This is a genomic window from Faecalicatena faecalis (assembly GCF_012524165.2).
Lineage (GTDB): Bacteria > Bacillota > Clostridia > Lachnospirales > Lachnospiraceae > Faecalicatena_A > Faecalicatena_A faecalis.
The window spans coordinates 16851-36655 of record NZ_JABACJ020000033.1; the positions used below are offsets into that span (position 1 = coordinate 16851).

Here is a 19805-nt window from a genome sequence, read left to right on the forward strand (position 1 = left end):
TTTCAGTTCTAATTGAGAGCTCTCTTTACTATATTGGTAATAGACGATATAGCAGAGGGAGTTTTTTTTATGAAATCAATCCTGGCGTTACTCTTGAGCATACTATTATGCGTGCAGAATGTATATGCGATGCCGGCAAAGGATTATATTGTCTATGAAGATACACAGGAGGAAAATGTAGATTCTGGAGGGAATGACCAGAATGCGGCAGATTCTGCAGAAGCAGCGGATACAGAAGAGACAGCGGGGACGGCAGATGCCGACAGTACTCAGAAACAGGAGAATGCAGGCCCAGAAGTCAGCGCTCCCTCGGCTATTTTGATGGAGGCTTCGACCGGAGAGGTCATCTATGAAAAAGATGCAGATACGGCTCGTCCACCTGCCAGTGTCACAAAGATCATGACCATGCTGCTGATTTTTGATGCGCTGTCCGAGGGGAAGATAAAACTGGAAGACCAGGTGAGCACTTCTGAATTCGCAGCCTCCATGGGCGGCTCTCAGGTATTTTTGGAGCCAGGGGAGACACAGAGCGTGGACACCATGTTAAAATGCATCTCTGTTGCCAGTGCGAATGACGCCTGCGTGGCTATGGCAGAATACATATCCGGTACGGAGGAAGAGTTCGTAAATCAGATGAACAAACGGGCAGAAGGCCTGGGCATGAAGAATACACATTTTGTCAACTGTAATGGACTTGACACTGACGGACACGTGACAACGGCTCGGGATATTGCGCTGATGTCCAGAGAAATGATTACAAAATATCCCCAAATTCATGATTACTGTATGATATGGATGGAAAATATCACACATACAACGAAAAAGGGGACCACAGAATTTGGTTTGACGAACACGAACAAACTGGTCCGCCAATATGAATATGCCACAGGATTAAAGACGGGTTCTACAGGACTTGCCAAGTTCTGTGTTTCTGCAACGGCAAAGAAAAATGACATTGAATTAATTGCTGTCATAATGGCGGCAGAAGATTCCAAGGCCAGATTTAGGGATGCAACAGCTTTATTAAATTATGGATTTGGAAAATGTCAGCTCTATCAGGATGACCAGCCGCAGAAGTTAGCGGATATCGAGGTGAAAGGCGGAGTACAGGAGACGGTACCTTGCGAGTATGCAGATACGTTTCGATATCTGGATACGACAGGGGCTAATTTATCAGGAATCACTAAGAAGCTAAATGTGAAAAAAAGCATTGCGGCGCCGGCAAAGAAAGGAACAGTTGTTGGAAATCTTGTCTACGAGATGAATGGAAAGGAAATTGGAAAAATTGATGTCATGGTATCTAAGAATGTAAAGAAGGCTGGATTTATTGATTATTTAAAGAAGGTTCTGACCAGATTCAGAACTTAGGAGTCAGAAGCCTGGATAAAAGAAGAACGTGTGGATAGGGGAGAACACTGAAAAATATAGTGCACACTCCCCTTTTGACCGGCAGAGGTGATGAAAGTAATGTTGTTGATTGTGCAAAGGGAAAAGGGATGGTACAATAAGCATGATGGGTGAAAGGTGATTCAAAAATATGGGATTGCTTTTTGCATGAAAAACTGTTATATTGCAAAAATGGAAGAATGGTATACAAATATGCAGTTGTTTTAAATGATTACATACATGTATGCTGGTATACAATAAGGAGGATGAACATGGATTTTGCAAAAATGATTGATCATACAATATTAAAAGCCGATGCAACAAAGGAAGACGTGAAGAAGCTCTGTGAGGAGGCGCTGGAATATGGGTTTTGTTCTGTTTGCGTGAATTCCAGCTTTGTGTATTATTGTGCACAGCAGTTAAAGGACAGCGATGTGAAAGTCTGTACTGTCGTAGGATTCCCGCTGGGGGCAATGTCAACGGATGGCAAGACTGCAGAGACCTTGGCAGCGATTGAAGATGGAGCAGAAGAAATCGACATGGTGGTTCATGTAGGTATGATAAAGAGCCGTGACTGGGACTATGTCAAACAGGACATCGCATCTGTTGTCGAAGCAGCAGACGGAAGGGCTATCGTCAAGGTCATCTTGGAGACATGCCTTCTAACGGAGGAAGAAATCATTACCGTATGTCAGATTTGTAAAGAAGCGGGGGCAGCTTTTGTCAAGACATCTACTGGGTTCTCCACGGGAGGAGCGACCGTAAAGGATGTTGCTTTAATGCGCCGGACAGTAGGACCTGTAATGGGCGTGAAAGCATCCGGGGGGATACGGACCCTGGAAAAGGCAAAGGCCATGGTGGAAGCTGGCGCGGACCGTCTGGGGACAAGCTCTGGTGCGGCAATCGTAAAAGCACAGAGAGAAGAGGAACACATGGCAGGAAACCGTCATGATTAAGGCACTTCTTATTTTATTCGGTGCAGCGCTTCTGGTGCTGTTGATCATTGTGGTTGAGGGCAGGAGAGAACTGCACTTTTTTCGGATGAGAAGATACCAGTTAAGTGTACCTAAATTTAAAAAATTGAACTCTCCCAAAAAAGTGGTTCTGCTTGCAGATTTACATAACAAGGTTTATGGTGAGAAGAATGAAGAACTATTAGAGGCGGTCCGCAAGGAAAATCCAGACCTCATTTTAATTGCAGGGGACATGTTTGTAGGGAAGGAAAGGATGCATTATGAGAATGCGGTGGAGTTCATTGTTCAGCTCCCCAAGGTGGCACCGGTCTATTACAGTCTGGGCAACCATGAGCAGCGTTTGAAAGTCTATCCTGAAAAATACGGGGATAGTGTCTTTCAGGGATATAAAGAGACATTGGAAAAGGCGGGGGTCTGTTTTCTAGAGAACGAGGGAACGACGTGTATGCTGGATGAACTCTGTGTAAGAATCAGCGGGCTGGAGCTTCCAATGTCCACCTATGAAAAGTTCAAGAAGCATACAGTCACACCACAGGATGTCCGTCAATGCCTGGGGAAGGCGGATAAAGGGGAATATCAAATCCTGCTTGCACATAATCCGGCTTTTTTTCCTGCTTATAAAGAATGGGGAGCCGATCTTACGGTTTCCGGCCATCTGCATGGAGGAATTATCCGCATTCCCGGCCTGGGAGGTGTGATTACGCCTCAGTTCGTTCTTTTCCCTAAATATTCGGGGGAGATGACTGTGGAAGGAAATCAGGCAATCGCTGTGAGCCGGGGACTGGGAACCCATACAATTAATCTGCGGTTTCTGAATTATGCTGAGGTCGTAGTGATTGATCTGATACCGTATTAAGGACAGCAAAAATTGCTTGTGCAATTGCCTGAATTCACGTATAATAAGAAACGGTGCGAATATCACGGCGGAGAGTGAGAGTATGGGAATACCAGTAAAATTAGAAGTGTTTGAAGGACCGCTGGACCTTCTGCTTCATCTGATAGATAAGAATAAGATTGACATTTATGATATACCGATCGTAGAAATCACGAATCAATATATGGATTATATCCGAGGCATGCAGCAGGAGGATCTGAATATCATGAGCGAGTTCCTTGTGATGGCGGCCACCCTGCTGGATATTAAATGCAGGATGCTCCTTCCAAAGGAAATCAATGAGGACGGAGAAGAGGAAGACCCGCGTAAGGAATTGGTAGAACAGCTCCTTCAATATAAGATGTACAAATATATGGCATATGAATTAAAGGACCGACAGATCGATGCAGATCAGGTGCTGTACAAGTCCCCCACGATTCCCGATGAGGTTCAGGGATATGTAACACCTGTTGATATTGATCTTTTGTTAGACGGCCTGACCCTCACGAAGCTGAATAAAGTTTTCAAAGATGTCATGAGGCGGCAGGACGACAAGATCGATCCGGTCAGAAGTAAGTTCGGGAAGATTGAGAAGGAAGAGGTGCCTCTTCCTGTAAAGCTCACCTATGTAGAGGATTATGCCAGAGCGCATAAGCGGTTCAGCTTTCGACAACTTTTAGAGCAGCAGAAGACGAGAATGCATATTGTCGTCACATTTTTGGCGATTTTGGAATTAATGAAAATGGGGACCATTCGGGTAGAACAGGAGGAAATATGCGGGGATATTATGATTGACTCGCTGATTTGAAAGGAATGGAAGAGGATATGGAGATAGAAAAACTGCAGGGCGTCATTGAGGCGATACTCTTTACCATGGGGGATTCTGTGGAACTGAGTAAGATTGCAGCGGCTATAGAACATGATGAGAAAACGACAAAAAAAATCATACATAATATGATGGACCGCTATGAGGCGGAAAACAGAGGAATCCGCATCATAGAATTGGAAGATTCTTTTCAGATGTGCACCAAAAAGGAGACCTATGAATATCTGATCCGTGTTGCAAAGCAGCCGAAAAAGTATGTACTGACAGATGTTCTGCTGGAGACCTTGTCCATTATTGCGTATAAGCAGCCGGTCACGAAGCTGGAGATTGAAAAGATCCGGGGAGTGAAGTCAGACCACGCAGTCAATAAGCTTGTAGAATTCGGACTTGCGGAGGAAGTGGGCAGAATGGATGCACCGGGAAGACCACTTCTTTTTGGAACAACAGAGGAGTTCCTTCGCAGATTCAGCGTACAGTCTCTGGATGAACTGCCTACCATCAATCCAGAACAGGTAGAACATTTCAAGGAAGAGGCGGAAGATGAGGCTCAGCTAAAATTGGACATTTAAATAGAAAAGTGAAAACGATAAAAGATTCTATGTCAGGTTCTAACAAGATGTTTTTGCTCATAAATACTAATAACATAGTATGATGTGGAGTGCGTTAATGTGAGAAAGGGACTGACGGGAAAACAAAAGGGGAGATTTGCTCCTCATAGAATAAGGAAGAAGGCCACGGCGCTTCTCCTGCTTCTTGGCATTACATTTGCAGGACTAAATGGCATGGTACAGCCGGCAGTAAATGCATATGCGAAGGAAGGAGAACCCGGGAATTTATACGCCCAGTCGGCAGTTTTAATGGATGCGGACAGCGGGCGTATTTTATTTTCCAAAAATGGACAGACAGAACGTGCCAATGCAAGCACTACCAAGATCATGACCTGTATCCTGGCTTTGGAATATGGAAGTCTGGATGATGTGGTGACGGCCAGTGAAAAGGCATCTTCTCAACCCAAGGTACATCTGGGAGTAACATCAGGAGAAACATTTTATCTGAGGGATCTTCTGTATTCCCTGATGCTGGAATCCCATAATGATGCGGCGGTCATCATAGCGGAGAGCGTTGGGAAGAGCGTAGAGGGGTTCGCAGATATGATGAATGCGAAGGCCAAAGAAATTGGATGCAGGAATACATATTTTATTACGCCAAATGGATTGGATGCTGCGGATGATCAGGGGATTCATCATACAACAGCAGAGGATCTGGCACGGATCATGAAGTACTGCATTATGGATTCACCCAAAAAGGAGATGTTCCTGGAGATTACCAGGACTCCAAATTACCAATTCACGGACTGCTCAGGAAAAAGAACATATTCCTGTAACAACCACAATGCATTTCTTCAAATGATGGAAGGGGCCTTGTCAGGCAAAACAGGATTTACGGCGGATGCAGGATATTGTTATGTGGGGGCGCTTAAGAAGGATGACAGGACATTTATTGTCGCCCTTCTCGCCTGTGGCTGGCCGAATAATAAAACTTATAAATGGGCTGACACAAAAGTTTTGATGAATTATGGACTTGAAAACTATACGTATCGGAATATTTGGCAGGAGGCGGATGTGGGTGAGATAACAGTGCATCATGGCATCGATAGAAAGCATCCTTTTAACACAACAACAAAAATCAAGCTAACAGTTGCAGAAGAAGATAAGGACTGGCAGATGCTTTTGAAGGACGAGGAACAGGTACAGATGGTGTGGGAGGCAGAAAAAGATGTGGAGGCTCCTGTTGCGAAAGGGCAGAAGTGCGGGCGTATTGAGTATCTCTTAGATGGTGATTTGTTAAGAAGCTATGATATCGTGACAGTGGATGCGGTAAAGATGAAGGATACAAAATGGTATATTGGAACTATTTTTGGACGGTATTTTCTGCAGAATCCGTAATAGATTAAAATACATCAATATAAATGATTAAAAACGTCACTAGATAATAGGGGATTCTTATGTTACTATAGGTAAAGATAAAAAAAGACAATCAATTTGATAAAATATAAGGAGATGTCATTATGAAAAATTACCAGAAGTATGAAAGAACGTATTTTATGCCGCCGGAGGAGTGCTATGACTGGGCGAGAAAGGATCACATCGACGCACCGCCTGCATGGTGCAGCGTGGATTTAAGAGACGGCAACCAGGCATTGATCGAGCCGATGAGCCTGGATGAAAAAATTGAGTTTTTTCAGCTTCTGCTTGATGTCGGCTTTAAAGAGATTGAGGTTGGTTTCCCGGCTGCATCTGAAACGGAATATCAATTTCTGCGCACACTGATCGAACAGAACATGATTCCTGATGATGTGACGATTCAGGTGCTGACACAGGCGAGAGAACATATTATTAGAAGAACCTTTGAGGCTGTAAAAGGAGCACCGCATGCAGTAATACATGTATACAATTCAACATCGGTCGCACAGCGTGAACAGGTATTTAAGAAAAACAAAGAAGAAATCAAGAAAATTGCAGTCGATGGTGCAAAATTATTGAAGAAGCTCGCCAAAGAGACGGAAGGAAACTTTACTTTCCAATACAGCCCGGAGAGTTTTCAGGGGACCGAGGTCGACTATGCATTAGAGGTATGTAATGCCGTGCTCGAGGTATGGAAGCCGACCAAGGAAAACAAAGCGATCATTAACCTTCCAACTACTGTAGAGAATGCGATGCCTCATGTTTTTGCAAGCCAGGTAGAATATTTTGATCGCCATCTGTATAATCGCGAGAATGTTATTCTTTCCCTTCATCCGCACAATGACCGTGGTTCTGGCGTCAGCGATGCAGAGCTGGGAATTCTTGCAGGCGCAGATCGAATTGAGGGAACTTTATTTGGGAATGGAGAGCGTACCGGGAATGTAGATATCATTACACTGGCTATGAACATGTTCTCCCAGGGCGTTGATCCTAAATTAGATTTCTCAAATATGAGTGATATTTGCGAGACTTATGAGAGATTGACAAGGATGAAGGTCTCCCCTCGCCAGCCATATGCAGGAGAACTTGTATTCACAGCATTTTCTGGTTCTCATCAGGATGCGATTGCAAAAGGAATGTCTTGGAGAGAAGAGAAGGAATGTGATATCTGGACAGTCCCATATCTGCCGATCGATCCGAAGGATGTAGGAAGACGATACGATTCCGATGTTATCCGAATTAACAGCCAGTCAGGAAAGGGCGGCGTAAACTACATACTGAAACAGAGCTTTGGCATCAGCCTTCCAGAAAAGATGAAGGAAGAGGTAGGCTATCTGGTCAAAGATGTCTCAGATAAGGCACATAAGGAATTAGATCCAGATTGGGTATACCATATTTTTGAGGACCATTACATCAATCCGAAGTCTGTCTTTACTGTGGATGAATGTCATTATAAGCAGGAAGACGGAATTGTGGCAGAGGCGACGATTCATCATGCAGGAAGCAGCCGTACCATTACTGGAGTGGGAAATGGACGCTTGGATGCGGTCAGCAATGCAATCAAGCATTACTTTGATATCAGTTATGAGCTCGCATTCTATGAGGAACATTCCTTGACAAAAGGCTCCTCATCTAAGGCAGTTGCATATGTCGGTGTGATCTGCAATAAGAAGAAATACTGGGGTGTTGGAATCGATGCTGATATTATTAAAGCATCTGTAGAAGCACTTGTTGTAGCGGTGAATAAGATAGAAGAAATTAAGAATTCGGATACATGTAAAGATGAGAGGCTGTTAGAGATTACAAACTACATTTATGCAAACTATAAGGATGTAACACTGGATGATCTCTCCGAGAAGTTTTTCCTCTCCAAGCCTTATCTTTCAAAGTATATCAAAGAAAAGTCAGGTATGACATTCGGAGATATCTTGAAGACGGTTCGGATGAAAAAGGCAAGGGCAATGCTCAAGAGCAGTAATACAACGGTAGAGAGTATTGCAGAATCAGTTGGATATCAGAATGTAGAACATTTTAATCGGATCTTCAAGAAGATGTACAATATGACACCGGTACAGTTCAGAAATAAAAAGTAACGATCGGATAAAATGGTGATGGGAACAAAGCGGATTGCTAAATAAAGTAGAATAAAAAAGAGTATTGAGAATTTTCTCAATACTCTTTTTATGTAATTCTTTTGATTATTTCTCAGAAGCCAGGTGATCCAGGTTCTTACTTGCAATCCAAAGGATAACACCTAATACGATTACAATAACACCAAGTCCGCCGTAGCCCATCCAGAAAGTAGTTGTCTTTAACCATGCATATAAGTATGGGTATGTCAGGTTTGCAATAAATACAGCGATTGGCCAGAAACCTAACAGAAGACCAAGTACCTTTGCAGGTGCGATCATTGTGATAAATGAGTTACCAAGTGGTGAGAAGATCATTTCACCAACTGACATCAACAGTGATACAAGAACGATCCAGATTAAGGATGCCTGTCCGTCACCTCTGATTAAGTCAGCAGCAACCATAGCTACGAATGAAAGACCAACTAACATCATACCAATAGCAGTCTTCTTGAACATACTCATATCACCCTGAGGACGTTTTGCCATCTTAGCCCAAACTACAGCGAGTACAGGTCCTAAGATGATACATGTCAGAGCATTGATTGAGTCGAACCAAGATGTCGGAACTGTAAAGCTTCCGATTACCCAGTTAGCGTGGTTCAGGAACGCATCTCCATCACCATGTCCGAAGTAGTAGTATACAGGCATGTAAGCCAGGTACCATACGAACCAGAATACAGCTGAGAACAGAGTTACTAAAACGATAGCGAAGATACGCTTCTTGTCTCCACTTGAAAGTGGCTGGCTTTCTTCAGCTTTCTTCTTCTCTTTGTCAATGAACTGTCTCTGATCATGCTTGAATGGTTTCTTACCAGCTTCTCCCAAAGATCTCTGGTTAACTGCGAACCAGATAGCATCTACAAACAGGAAGATTGCGCAAAGCAGGAATACGAAGTTGAATCCTTTCGGTCCGATAAGAAGTACAACAAATGTTGTTCCGATGAATGAACCAATATTAACAAATGAATACTGAATGGAGAATGCACTGTTCAATTCATCTTTGTCTTCAAATAACAGACCGTTAACGCCTGAAAGGTTACCCTTGAACAAACCTGTTCCTACAGAAACGAGGATGATCATAACCCAAACAAGTGTCATGGAATGAGCCTGCCATGTACATAAGTAACCAAGACCCATCAAGATCATACCTGCGATAACACAGATTCTTGGGCTTAACCAGTAGTCAGCGATGTATCCACCAAACATAGGTGTGATGTATGTAGCTGCTACGAAGAATGCAGAAATCTCTGCTGCGTAAGTATCAGTTAATCCTAATCCGCCGCCTGCTGCGTTTGTTGCGATCCAGATTGCAAGCATGTACTTAACAACATAGAATGCGCAACGCTCAAATGTGAAACCTAAGGCACAGACATAAAAGCCAAAAGGTCTCTTCTTTTTTGCTGTTTCCATAATAAAAACCCTCCAATTAGTTTTTTGATGTGTTGCACTTACCCGTGCCCGGGATGAGAATGTAATATGTATTCTCGTTTACCTTTAGAAAAACCTCCTCCTTTGTGAAAATTTTCTCCATGAAGAGATTGTACCATAGTTTATACAAAAGGACAAATAAAACTTTATATTTTATTAATAAATTTTTACAGGGATTTTATAACTATTTTATTCTGTTATCTCAATATAATAGGAAAATACAAAAAATTCCCAAAACCGTATAGAAATTAGTTGACAAAAAGTGGAAATTATGACACTATAATAATAGGAATTATTACTGATAATACACGAAAGAGAGGAATTTCTATGCATCAATTTACTGAAATCAGAATCCCGATCGAGCCTGACAATCCTTCTATAAGAAGACAGGAGGAATTGTGCATTAAGTGTGGGCAGTGCAGAAGGGTCTGCGAGGAAGAGATTGGGGTCGGCAGGCTTTATTCTTTGAAGAGCACAAAAGACAAAGCAATCTGTATCCACTGCGGGCAGTGCGCGAATGTCTGCCCGGCTGGTTCTATCACAGAAGTATATGAATACCAGAAAGTGAGAGAGGCAATTCAGGATCCGGACAAGATTGTTATTTTCAGCACATCTCCTTCTGTAAGAGTCGGACTTGGAGAAGAATTTGGAATGCCGGCCGGCAGCTTTGTGGAGGGAGAGATGGTCGCAGCATTGAGAAAGCTGGGGGCGGACTATGTGCTGGATACGAATTTCGCAGCAGATTTGACAATTATGGAAGAAGCCTCTGAACTGGTCGAACGAATTACAAAAGGGTCTAAGCCGCTCCCGCAGTTTACGAGCTGCTGTCCTGGCTGGGTCAAGTTCGTGGAAACATTCTACCCGGAAGTGCTCCCTCATATTTCCAGCGCGAAAAGTCCAATTGGAATGCAGGGACCGACCATTAAGACATATTTTGCAAAGAATAAAGGGATTGCACCGGAGAAAATCGTCAATGTCGCTGTCACCCCATGTACAGCAAAGAAGTTTGAAATCCGAAGAGATGAGATGAAGGATTCCGCAGACTATTGGGAGATGGAAGAGCTAAGGGACATGGACCATGTGATCACCACCAGAGAGCTGGCCCGTTGGATGCGTGAAGAAGGATTAGAATTGGACAAAATAGGTACCAGCGGATATGATGAGCTGATGGGAAAAGCATCTGGTGCTGGAGTGATTTTCGGCAATACAGGAGGTGTTATGGAGGCAGCGGCACGTACAGCATATTACCTCGTAACAGGAAACAATCCGCCTGAGGATTTCCTGAATCTGACACCAGTTCGCGGGATGGATGGAATCAAGGAAGCAGAAGTCCAGATCGCAGATGTAAAGCTTCGGCTGGCAGTAATTCACGGTGCCGAGAATGCAAGGGCGTTCTTAGACAGATGGGAATCAGGGGAAACACCCTATGATTTCATAGAAGTTATGGCCTGCCGCGGAGGCTGTATTGGCGGAGGAGGTCAACCAAAAACGGAGGTACCAATGACCGATGAAATCCGTAAAGCAAGGATTGCATCCTTGTATACAAAGGATTCTAAGATGCAGTTGCGTTACAGTCATGAGAACCCAGAAATCCAAAAGCTTTACCATGATTTCTATGAAGCACCACTGAGCGGCCTGGCAGAGCAGATGCTCCACACATCATACAGGGATAGATTCTTGGATCTTGGCCCGGATGGAAAAAGGGCTGCTATTAATATAGTAGAGACTCAAAAACAAAACATTATAAAGGAAGAGGAGACAAAAAATATGAAAAAATGGAAGTGTACGGTATGTGGTTACATTCATGAAGGAGCAACTCCACCGGAACAGTGTCCGATTTGTAAGGTACCGGCCGAGAAATTTGTAGAACTGTCCGAGGAAGCACCTGCAGCACCGTCCGAGCCGTCAAACGAGACTACAAGGCCAGAAGGAGCACCTACACCGGGGTCCAAGACAGAGAAGAATCTTATGGATGCATTCGCGGGAGAATCTATGGCACGGAACAAATATACATATTGGGCAGATGTGGCGAAAGAAAACGGGCTGGAACAGATGGCAGCTATTTTCCTGGAGACAGCAGAACAGGAACGAGAACATGCGAAAATGTGGTTCAGAGCGTTCCACGGAATCAATGGTGTGGAACAGAACCTGATTGATGCTGCTGCGGGTGAAAATGAGGAATGGACACAGATGTACAAACGTATGGCAGAGGAGGCACGCGAAGAAGGATATGATGCGATTGCAGCCAAGTTTGAATTGGTTGCAAAAGTGGAGGCACAGCATGAAAAGAGATACTTGCGTCTTCTCGAGCATTATAAAGAGAACAAGACTTTTGCGGGAGAAGCTCCACTGGGATGGAAGTGCCGTAACTGTGGATACATCCATGAAGGACCAGAAGCACCAGAAGTGTGCCCTGTATGCATGTATACAAAAGCATATTTTGAACGTCAGGTGCATAATTATTAAAATAATTTTTATGCCGTTAATTTAGGAAGAAAGGGCCAGTGAGAGAAGTCACTGGCCCTTTCTTTTGGTCTGACGAACTCCTGTGAAAAAAATGTCAAAATGTTTATTTATTTAATTGAAATTTCAGTCTGAGTGGTATATACTAAAATAGGCAGAAATTTTGGTTTATTTTAAACAAATTTTATAATATGGAGGGCTAGATTATGAGCTACAATGCTACAGAAAACTCAGCAAGCAGACGAATTGCCATGCTGCTTGATGAGGGAAGCTTTGTTGAGATCGGCGGCGCTGTTACAGCGAGAAGTACAGATTTCAACCTGCAGACAAAAGATACTCCGGCTGATGGTGTCATCACAGGTTACGGAGTAATTGACGGCAATCTTGTTTATGTGTACAGCCAGGATGCTACAGTATTAAAAGGGTCCATCGGCGAGATGCATGCAAAGAAAATTGCGAACATTTATGATATGGCAATGAAGATGGGAGCACCAGTGATCGGACTGGTCGACTGTGCAGGACTGAGACTTCAGGAAGCAACAGACGCTCTGGAAGCTTTTGGAAGCTTATATTTCAAGCAGTCAATGGCATCCGGTGTGATCCCACAGATCACAGCAATCTTCGGAATGTGCGGCGGTGGTCTGGCAGTCGTTCCAGGACTGACTGATTTTACATTCATGGAGAGCAAAGAAGGTAAGTTATTCGTGAACTCTCCGAATGCCCTGGAAGGCAATATCGTTTCAAAATGTGATACTTCATCTGCTGAGTATCAGAGCCAGACAGCAGGACTGGTAGATGGAATCGGTGAAGAGGCTGATATCCTCGGACAGATCCGTGTACTGATCAGCATGATCCCGGCTAACAATGAAGATGACATGTCTTATTCAGAGTGCATGGATGATCTGAACCGTGTATGCGCTGATATCGCTAATGCATCTGAGGACACAGGAATCGCACTTGCTACTATTTCAGATAACAACATTTTCTTTGAGACAAAGAAAGACTATGCCAAGGATATGGTAACAGGTTTCATCCGTCTCAATGGCATGACAGTCGGCGCTGTAGCGAACCGCTCTAAAGTATATGATGCAGAAGGCAATGTAGCAGCAGAGTTTGACAAGACTCTTTCTGTTGATGGCTGCAAGAAGGCAATTGATTTTGTGAACTTCTGTGATGCATTCTCTATCCCGGTTCTGACACTGACGAACGTAACAGGATTTACAGCTACGATCGAATCTGAAAAGAATATGGCAAGAGCCGTAGCAAGACTTACTTATACATTTGCAAATGCGACAGTACCGAAGGTGAACGTAATTGTTGGAAAAGCTTTCGGAAGCGCATATGTTGCAATGAACAGCAAATCTATCGGAGCAGACATGGTATATGCATGGCCGACAGCTGAGATCGGTATGATGGACGCTTCTCTGGCAGCTAAGATCATGTATGCGGACGCTGACGCAGATACTCTGAAGGAAAAAGCAGCAGAGTACAAAGAACTGCAGTCCAGTCCGGTTTCCGCAGCAAGAAGAGGATACGTGGATGCGATCATCGATCCTGCGGAGACAAGAAAGTATGTGATCGGAGCATTCGAGATGCTGTTCACAAAGAGAGAGGACCGTCCGGACAAAAAACACGGTACGGTTTAGTGAGGTGAGGCGAAGTGAAGAAAAAAATCAGTATATTATGTCTTGTCTTTCTCCTCATCTTTAGTTTTACAGGATGCGGCAGCAAAGGAAAAGACACAGTAGATTATGACCAGGCTACGATGCAGAGCTACGCTGACATGATCGTTCAGAGCTTCAATAATATGGGCGATGCCGATTTCCAGAGATTTGAGGACATGTCAGATCTTGCACTGAATATGACATTGCTGCAGTCCGGTCTTCCAATCGAGGGAGACAACTTTGTGACAATGATCGAAGCTTGGAAAGCAGGAATCAAGGAATGTGGAGAGCTCACTGAGGTCGGTGACTATGAGCTTACAACTTCAAACTCAGGCGCTACATTGACAGCAGAGGCTGTGTTTGAGAACAGAACAGGTGAACTTTCATTTACATTTGATGAGAAGATGAATATGGAAAGCCTGACAGTAAATGCTCATTACTCAACAGGTGAGATTCTCAAAAAAGCAGGACTTAACACAGTACTTGGAATGGGAACTGTATTTGTTGTATTGATTTTCATTTCATTTATTATTTCTTTATTTAAGTTCATACCTGCAATTGAAAAGAAATTCAGCAAGAAGGCAAAAGCTGCAAATCCTGCACCAGCACCTGCAGCAGCGCCAAAGGCAGCACCTGCAGCACCAGTGGTGACACAGGCAGCTGATCAAGACGGAGAGCTTGCAGCAGTAATCGCGGCAGCAATTGCAGCAGCTGAAGGCACTTCAACAGATGGATTTATTGTCCGCTCTATTAAGAGAAGAAAGTCAAATAGATGGAGTTAACTAGGAGGAGATAAGAGATGAAAAATTATACAATTACAGTGAATGGCAATGTATATGATGTAACAGTAGAGGAAAAGGGAGCAGGCGCAGCACCTGCAGCCGCGGCAGCACCAGTTGCAGCACCGAAAGCAGCTCCAGCGCCAGCAGCAGCACCTAAGGCAGCAGCAGGTGGAATTGAAGTAAAAGCAGGTGCAGCCGGAAAAGTATTTAAGATCGAAGCAAATGTAGGACAGAGCGTTCAGGCAGGAGATACCGTTGTAATCATCGAAGCTATGAAGATGGAAATCCCTGTAGTAGCCCCAGAGGCAGGAACAGTTGCTAGTATTGATGTAGCAGTAGGCGATGCCATTGAATCAGGAGCAGTCTTAGCTACATTAAACTAGTTCACCAGGAGGTTTGACAAATGGAATATATTTCAAATACGTTAGGAAACCTCGTGCAGCAGACCGCATTCATGAACCTGACCGTTGGGAACCTGGTCATGATCGGTGTTGCATGTTTGTTCCTATATTTAGCAATCAGACACGGCTTTGAGCCGCTGCTGCTTGTTCCAATTGCCTTCGGTATGCTGCTTGTTAATATCTATCCGGATATTATGCTGCATGCAGAGGACGCTGCAAATGGAACGGGCGGACTTCTCTATTATTTTTATAAGCTTGATGAATGGGCAATTCTCCCATCTCTGATTTTCCTTGGAGTTGGAGCTATGACCGATTTCGGTCCACTGATTGCCAATCCAAAGAGTTTCCTTCTTGGTGCAGCAGCACAGTTCGGTATTTTTGCTGCTTACCTTGGCGCTATGGCGATGGGATTCTCAGATAAGGCAGCCGCAGCTATTTCCATCATCGGTGGAGCTGACGGACCGACTTCTATCTTCCTTGCAGGTAAACTGCAGCAGACGGCAATTTTAGGACCGATCGCGGTTGCGGCATATTCTTATATGTCACTTGTACCGATCATCCAGCCGCCAATTATGAAGCTTTTGACAACGGAAAAAGAACGTAAGATCAAGATGGAGCAGTTAAGACCTGTATCTAAGCTTGAGAGAATTCTTTTCCCAATTATCGTTACAATCGTAGTATGCGTGATTCTGCCTACCACAGCACCGCTTGTTGGTATGCTGATGCTTGGTAACCTGTTCAAAGAATCAGGCGTCGTAAGACAGCTGACAGAGACCGCATCCAATGCACTGATGTACATCGTCGTTATCCTGCTTGGTACTTCTGTAGGTGCAACTACAAGTGCAGAAGCATTCCTGAACTGGGATACAATTAAAATCGTAATCCTTGGTTTGATTGCATTTGCATTCGGTACAGCAGCCGGCGTATTATTTGGTAAGTTGATGTGTCTGGTAACAGGCGGCAAGGTGAACCCACTGATCGGTTCCGCAGGTGTATCTGCCGTTCCTATGGCAGCCAGAGTTTCACAGAAAGTCGGAGCAGAGGCAGATCCTACAAACTTCCTGCTGATGCACGCGATGGGACCGAACGTAGCAGGTGTTATCGGTACTGCAGTAGCAGCCGGAACATTTATGGCTATCTTCGGCGTTAAATAATAATGGAGGACAATGAAATGGCAGAGATCGAAAAGAAACCAGTTAAAATAACAGAAACCATTCTGCGAGATGCTCATCAGTCTCTGATTGCCACAAGAATGACAACAGAGCAGATGCTGCCGATCGTAGATAAGATGGATAAAGTCGGATACCATGCAGTAGAGTGCTGGGGAGGTGCAACATTTGATGCTTCCTTACGTTTCCTGCACGAAGATCCATGGGACAGACTTCGTAAGTTCCGTGATGGATTCAAGAATACCAAGCTGCAGATGTTATTCCGTGGACAGAATATCCTGGGATACCGTCCATATGCAGATGATGTGGTAGAATACTTTGTACAGAAGTCAGCAGCGAACGGAATCGATATCATCCGTATCTTCGACTGTATGAATGATATCCGTAACCTGCAGACAGCAGTTACAGCAGCGAATAAAGAAAAAGCACATGCTCAGGTAGCAATGTCCTATACTCTTGGTGATGCATATACATTAGAGTACTGGATGGACCTTGCTAAGAGAATCGAAGACATGGGTGCGAATTCTATCTGCGTAAAGGATATGGCAGGACTTCTTGTTCCATATCAGGCAACAGAGCTTGTGACAGCATTAAAAGAGGCTGTCAGCATCCCGATCGAGATGCATACACACTATACATCTGGTGTGGGCGGAATGACTTACCTCAAGTCTGTAGAGGCAGGGGCAGATATCATTGATACTGCAATGTCACCATTTGCAATGGGAACCTCACAGCCAGCAACAGAGGTTATGGTCGAGACCTTCAAGGGCACACCATACGACACAGGCCTGGATCAGAATCTGCTTGCAGAGATCGCTGATTACTTCAGACCGATCAGAGACGAAGCTCTTGAGAGCGGTCTTCTGAATCCGAAGAACATGGGCGTTAACATCAAGACACTTCTGTACCAGGTACCAGGAGGAATGCTCTCCAACCTGACAAACCAGTTAAAAGAGCAGGGAGCAGAAGACAAGTTCTACGAAGTGCTTGAAGAAGTACCGCGTGTACGTAAAGACCTTGGTGAGCCGCCGCTCGTTACTCCGTCATCCCAGATCGTTGGAACACAGGCTGTATTCAATGTCCTGATGGGCGAGCGCTACAAGATGGCAACAAAGGAGACAAAGGACGTACTGTCAGGAAAATACGGCGCAACAGCAAAACCGTTCAATCCAGAAGTACAGAAGAAAGTAATCGGAGAAAATGCAGAAGTTATCACATGCCGTCCTGCAGATCTGATTCCGAACGAATTAGATACTCTGCGTAAGGAATGTGAGCAGTGGATCCAGCAGGATGAAGATGTCCTGACTTATGCACTGTTCCCACAGGTAGCAACAGATTACTTCAAATACAGACAGGCTCAGCAGACAAAAGTAGATGCAAAAGTAGCAGATACTGAGGATGGAGCTTATCCGGTATAATAACATAAGAAGTTAGCTTATGAATGGATGAAACGGACGCATTTTGAAAGAAGGAGAAGAGCATCTTGGATTCTGTAGATGCGTTCTGATCATTCCGAATTAAAAGACAGAGAAAATGAGAGACGCAATGTCCACATTTCCTCTGTCTTTTTTTGAAGAAATGTGAAACTCCACCTTTTGCCGCCTTACGGGCATCTCTAAAAATCCATTAAAATTTTCTCACTCTCTTCCTTATTTTGTGCTATAATATCCCTATGAATGTAAAGGAGGTTTTTTCATGAAAGTTACAGAGAGAGTTGAAAGACTCCGTCAGTTGATGGAGGAAAAGGGCATTGACGTATATGTTGTGCCGACCGCTGACTACCACCAGAGTGAATACGTTGGGGAACACTTTAAGGTGAGAGCGTTTATGACAGGATTTACCGGATCGGCAGGAACTGCAGTGTTCACGAAGGATGAAGCTGGAATGTGGACAGATGGAAGATACTTTATCCAGGCTGCTCAGGAGATGGATGGAACTGGTGTGACACTCCGCAAGATGGGTGAGCCAGGAGTTCCTACAGTTGAAGAGTATTTAAAAGAAGCTCTTCCTGAGAACGGTGTGATCGGATTTGATGGTCGTACGGTCGGTGTTGATGAGGGACAGGCTTATGCTGATATCGCCGCTGTGAAGGGCGGAAGCGTTGTTTATGATTGTGACCTTGTAGATGCTATTTGGGAAGACAGACCGCCGCTGTCAGAGAAGCCGGCATTTTTGCTGGATGTGAAGTACGCAGGTGAGACAGTTGCTTCTAAGCTGGAGCGTGTCAGAGCCGCTATGAAGGAGGCAGGTGCGAATGTACATGTCATCACAAGCCTTGATGATACAGGCTGGCTTCTGAATGTAAGAGGAGATGACGTAGAGTACTTCCCGTTATTACTTTCTTATACGATCGTGAAGATGGATTCTGTAGAGCTTTATGCAGATGAACGGAAGTTCAATGATGAAATTAAAGCAGAATTCGAGAAAAACAATGTTCGTATACATGCATACAATGATGTTTATGAGGCTGTGAAAGCATTTGGTGAAGATGACGTTGTCATGATCGACCCAAGAAGATTGAATTATGCATTGTATAACAACATTCCTGAGAGCGTAAAGACTGTGAAGCAGGAGAATCCAACAGTTCTTATGAAGGCAATCAAGAATGATGTTGAAGTTGAGAACATCAAAAAAGCACATATCAAAGATGGTGTTGCACATACGAAGTTCATGTACTGGTTGAAGAAGAATGTAGGTAAGATGGAGATCACAGAGTTGAGCGCATCTGATAAGCTGGAAGAGCTCCGTGCAGAGCAGGAGAATTTCCTGTGGCCAAGCTTTGAGCCAATCTGCGCATTCAAAGAGCATGGCGCGATTGTTCATTATACCTCTTCACCAGAGACTAATGTAGAATTAAAAGAAGGTTCCTTATTCCTGACAGATACAGGAGCACATTTCTATGAAGGTTCTACAGATATTACTCGTACTGTAGCATTTGGTGAAGTCAGCCAGATCGAAAAAGATCATTTCACGGCAGTTGCTGTCAGCATGCTGAACCTTGCAGATGTGAAGTTCATGTACGGCTGTACAGGAATGAACCTGGACTATGTTGCTAGAGAGCCATTCTGGAGACAGAATCTTAACTTTAACCATGGAACAGGACATGGCGTAGGCTACCTTGGAAATATCCACGAGCCGCCGACAGGTTTCCGCTGGCAGTTCCGCCCGAATGAAGTACATCCATTTGAGGCGAATATGGTCATCACAGATGAGCCGGGCATTTATATAGAAGGTTCCCATGGTATCCGTACAGAGAATGAGCTGCTGGTATGCAAGGGAGAAAAGAATGAATATGGTCAGTTCATGTACTTTGAACCGATCACATTTGTACCGATCGACCTGGATGCCATCAATCCTGATTTGATGACAGAGAAAGAGAAGAAGCTTCTGAATGATTACCATAAGAAGGTCTATGAGCTCATTGCACCACATCTGAACGAAGAAGAGCAGGAGTGGCTGAAAGAGTACACAAGAGAGATTTAAAAGCGAACAGATTTCCATGATAGATGAGGGCCGGATTTTACGGGATATCAACCGTAAAATCCGGCCTTGTCTTATTTCTTATTTATGAATTTTGAAGTTTTAGCATTCATAGGCTGCATATTCTGACTTGAAATCGAAAAGCCGGTATTGTATAATCCCGTCTTTGACACATGTGGGAACATATAAGTGCCACAACCCCTTGAAAATACTGGGGCTGTGGCACTTCGTGTCTCATATGTGAAATATAGTAATGTTTTAT

At 44.0% G+C, this 19805-nt stretch carries 16 protein-coding genes; 14 read left to right on the forward strand and 2 right to left on the reverse strand.

The window, feature by feature from the left end; genetic code table 11:
* Window positions 1–69: 69 nt before the first annotated feature.
* The 7 genes from HGO97_RS21575 to HGO97_RS21605 all read left to right on the forward strand — a co-directional run bounded on the left by HGO97_RS21575 (window position 70) and on the right by HGO97_RS21605 (window position 8117).
* Window positions 70–1368 carry a D-alanyl-D-alanine carboxypeptidase family protein gene (locus HGO97_RS21575; RefSeq protein ID WP_246597672.1) on the forward strand — a complete coding sequence of 433 codons (1299 nt, stop codon included), beginning with the start codon at window positions 70–72 and terminating at the stop codon, window positions 1366–1368.
* A 290-nt stretch (window positions 1369–1658) separates the two neighbouring features.
* Complete coding sequence (gene deoC / locus HGO97_RS21580) at window positions 1659–2342, forward strand: deoxyribose-phosphate aldolase (RefSeq protein ID WP_216245123.1); 684 nt, start codon at window positions 1659–1661, stop codon at window positions 2340–2342.
* Window positions 2335–3216 (forward strand): metallophosphoesterase, encoded by an 882-nt coding sequence (locus HGO97_RS21585; protein ID WP_216245125.1) that lies wholly within the window; start codon window positions 2335–2337, stop codon window positions 3214–3216. Before deoC ends, HGO97_RS21585 begins: the two co-directional genes overlap by 8 nt.
* An 82-nt stretch (window positions 3217–3298) precedes the next feature.
* Window positions 3299–4042 (forward strand): segregation and condensation protein A, encoded by a 744-nt coding sequence (locus HGO97_RS21590; RefSeq protein ID WP_216245127.1) that lies wholly within the window; start codon window positions 3299–3301, stop codon window positions 4040–4042.
* Between the two features lie 17 nt (window positions 4043–4059).
* Window positions 4060–4629: an SMC-Scp complex subunit ScpB gene (gene scpB, locus HGO97_RS21595; protein WP_216245153.1), complete on the forward strand. Its 570-nt coding sequence runs from the start codon at window positions 4060–4062 to the stop codon at window positions 4627–4629.
* 213 nt (window positions 4630–4842) lie between these two features.
* Window positions 4843–6006 carry a D-alanyl-D-alanine carboxypeptidase family protein gene (locus tag HGO97_RS21600; protein WP_216245154.1) on the forward strand — a complete coding sequence of 388 codons (1164 nt, stop codon included), beginning with the start codon at window positions 4843–4845 and terminating at the stop codon, window positions 6004–6006.
* A gap of 122 nt (window positions 6007–6128) precedes the next feature.
* Complete coding sequence (locus tag HGO97_RS21605; RefSeq protein ID WP_216245129.1) at window positions 6129–8117, forward strand: 2-isopropylmalate synthase; 1989 nt, start codon at window positions 6129–6131, stop codon at window positions 8115–8117.
* Between the two features lie 105 nt (window positions 8118–8222).
* Here HGO97_RS21605 and HGO97_RS21610 read toward each other — a convergent pair whose 3' ends face one another.
* Window positions 8223–9566 (reverse strand): peptide MFS transporter, encoded by a 1344-nt coding sequence (locus HGO97_RS21610; RefSeq protein ID WP_216245131.1) that lies wholly within the window; start codon window positions 9564–9566, stop codon window positions 8223–8225.
* Window positions 9567–9911: 345 nt separating this feature from the next.
* Here HGO97_RS21610 and rbr point away from each other — a divergent pair, with 345 nt between their 5' ends.
* From rbr to HGO97_RS21645, 7 genes are all read left to right on the forward strand, one after another.
* The gene (gene rbr / locus HGO97_RS21615) at window positions 9912–12050 is read left to right on the forward strand and encodes a rubrerythrin (RefSeq protein WP_216245133.1); all 2139 of its coding nucleotides are present in this window, start codon (window positions 9912–9914) and stop codon (window positions 12048–12050) included.
* A gap of 203 nt (window positions 12051–12253) precedes the next feature.
* Window positions 12254–13693, forward strand: coding sequence for an acyl-CoA carboxylase subunit beta (locus HGO97_RS21620; RefSeq protein WP_216245135.1), 1440 nt, complete (start codon window positions 12254–12256; stop codon window positions 13691–13693).
* Window positions 13694–13707: 14 nt separating this feature from the next.
* Window positions 13708–14493: an OadG family transporter subunit gene (locus HGO97_RS21625; RefSeq protein ID WP_216245137.1), complete on the forward strand. Its 786-nt coding sequence runs from the start codon at window positions 13708–13710 to the stop codon at window positions 14491–14493.
* Window positions 14494–14510: 17 nt separating this feature from the next.
* Window positions 14511–14876, forward strand: a complete 366-nt coding sequence (locus HGO97_RS21630) for a biotin/lipoyl-containing protein (protein ID WP_216245139.1) — start codon at window positions 14511–14513, stop codon at window positions 14874–14876.
* Between the two features lie 20 nt (window positions 14877–14896).
* Window positions 14897–16048: a sodium ion-translocating decarboxylase subunit beta gene (locus HGO97_RS21635; protein ID WP_216245141.1), complete on the forward strand. Its 1152-nt coding sequence runs from the start codon at window positions 14897–14899 to the stop codon at window positions 16046–16048.
* 17 nt (window positions 16049–16065) lie between these two features.
* Window positions 16066–17481 carry an oxaloacetate decarboxylase subunit alpha gene (locus HGO97_RS21640; RefSeq protein ID WP_216245143.1) on the forward strand — a complete coding sequence of 472 codons (1416 nt, stop codon included), beginning with the start codon at window positions 16066–16068 and terminating at the stop codon, window positions 17479–17481.
* A gap of 277 nt (window positions 17482–17758) precedes the next feature.
* Window positions 17759–19546 carry an aminopeptidase P family N-terminal domain-containing protein gene (locus HGO97_RS21645; protein WP_216245145.1) on the forward strand — a complete coding sequence of 596 codons (1788 nt, stop codon included), beginning with the start codon at window positions 17759–17761 and terminating at the stop codon, window positions 19544–19546.
* Between the two features lie 71 nt (window positions 19547–19617).
* Here HGO97_RS21645 and HGO97_RS21650 read toward each other — a convergent pair.
* Window positions 19618–19805: hypothetical protein (locus tag HGO97_RS21650; RefSeq protein ID WP_216245148.1), on the reverse strand; the 188-nt coding region annotated here is incomplete at its 5' end.

Coding starts and splice junctions, on each gene's coding strand:
- HGO97_RS21575 (WP_246597672.1), top strand. CDS start 70: ATGAAATCAATCCTGGCGTTACTCTTGAGCATACTATTATGCGTGCAG.
- deoC (WP_216245123.1), top strand. CDS start 1,659: ATGGATTTTGCAAAAATGATTGATCATACAATATTAAAAGCCGATGCA.
- HGO97_RS21585 (WP_216245125.1), top strand. CDS start 2,335: ATGATTAAGGCACTTCTTATTTTATTCGGTGCAGCGCTTCTGGTGCTG.
- HGO97_RS21590 (WP_216245127.1), top strand. CDS start 3,299: ATGGGAATACCAGTAAAATTAGAAGTGTTTGAAGGACCGCTGGACCTT.
- scpB (WP_216245153.1), top strand. CDS start 4,060: ATGGAGATAGAAAAACTGCAGGGCGTCATTGAGGCGATACTCTTTACC.
- HGO97_RS21600 (WP_216245154.1), top strand. CDS start 4,843: ATGGTACAGCCGGCAGTAAATGCATATGCGAAGGAAGGAGAACCCGGG.
- HGO97_RS21605 (WP_216245129.1), top strand. CDS start 6,129: ATGAAAAATTACCAGAAGTATGAAAGAACGTATTTTATGCCGCCGGAG.
- HGO97_RS21610 (WP_216245131.1), bottom strand. CDS start 9,566: ATGGAAACAGCAAAAAAGAAGAGACCTTTTGGCTTTTATGTCTGTGCC.
- rbr (WP_216245133.1), top strand. CDS start 9,912: ATGCATCAATTTACTGAAATCAGAATCCCGATCGAGCCTGACAATCCT.
- HGO97_RS21620 (WP_216245135.1), top strand. CDS start 12,254: ATGAGCTACAATGCTACAGAAAACTCAGCAAGCAGACGAATTGCCATG.
- HGO97_RS21630 (WP_216245139.1), top strand. CDS start 14,511: ATGAAAAATTATACAATTACAGTGAATGGCAATGTATATGATGTAACA.
- HGO97_RS21635 (WP_216245141.1), top strand. CDS start 14,897: ATGGAATATATTTCAAATACGTTAGGAAACCTCGTGCAGCAGACCGCA.
- HGO97_RS21640 (WP_216245143.1), top strand. CDS start 16,066: ATGGCAGAGATCGAAAAGAAACCAGTTAAAATAACAGAAACCATTCTG.
- HGO97_RS21645 (WP_216245145.1), top strand. CDS start 17,759: ATGAAAGTTACAGAGAGAGTTGAAAGACTCCGTCAGTTGATGGAGGAA.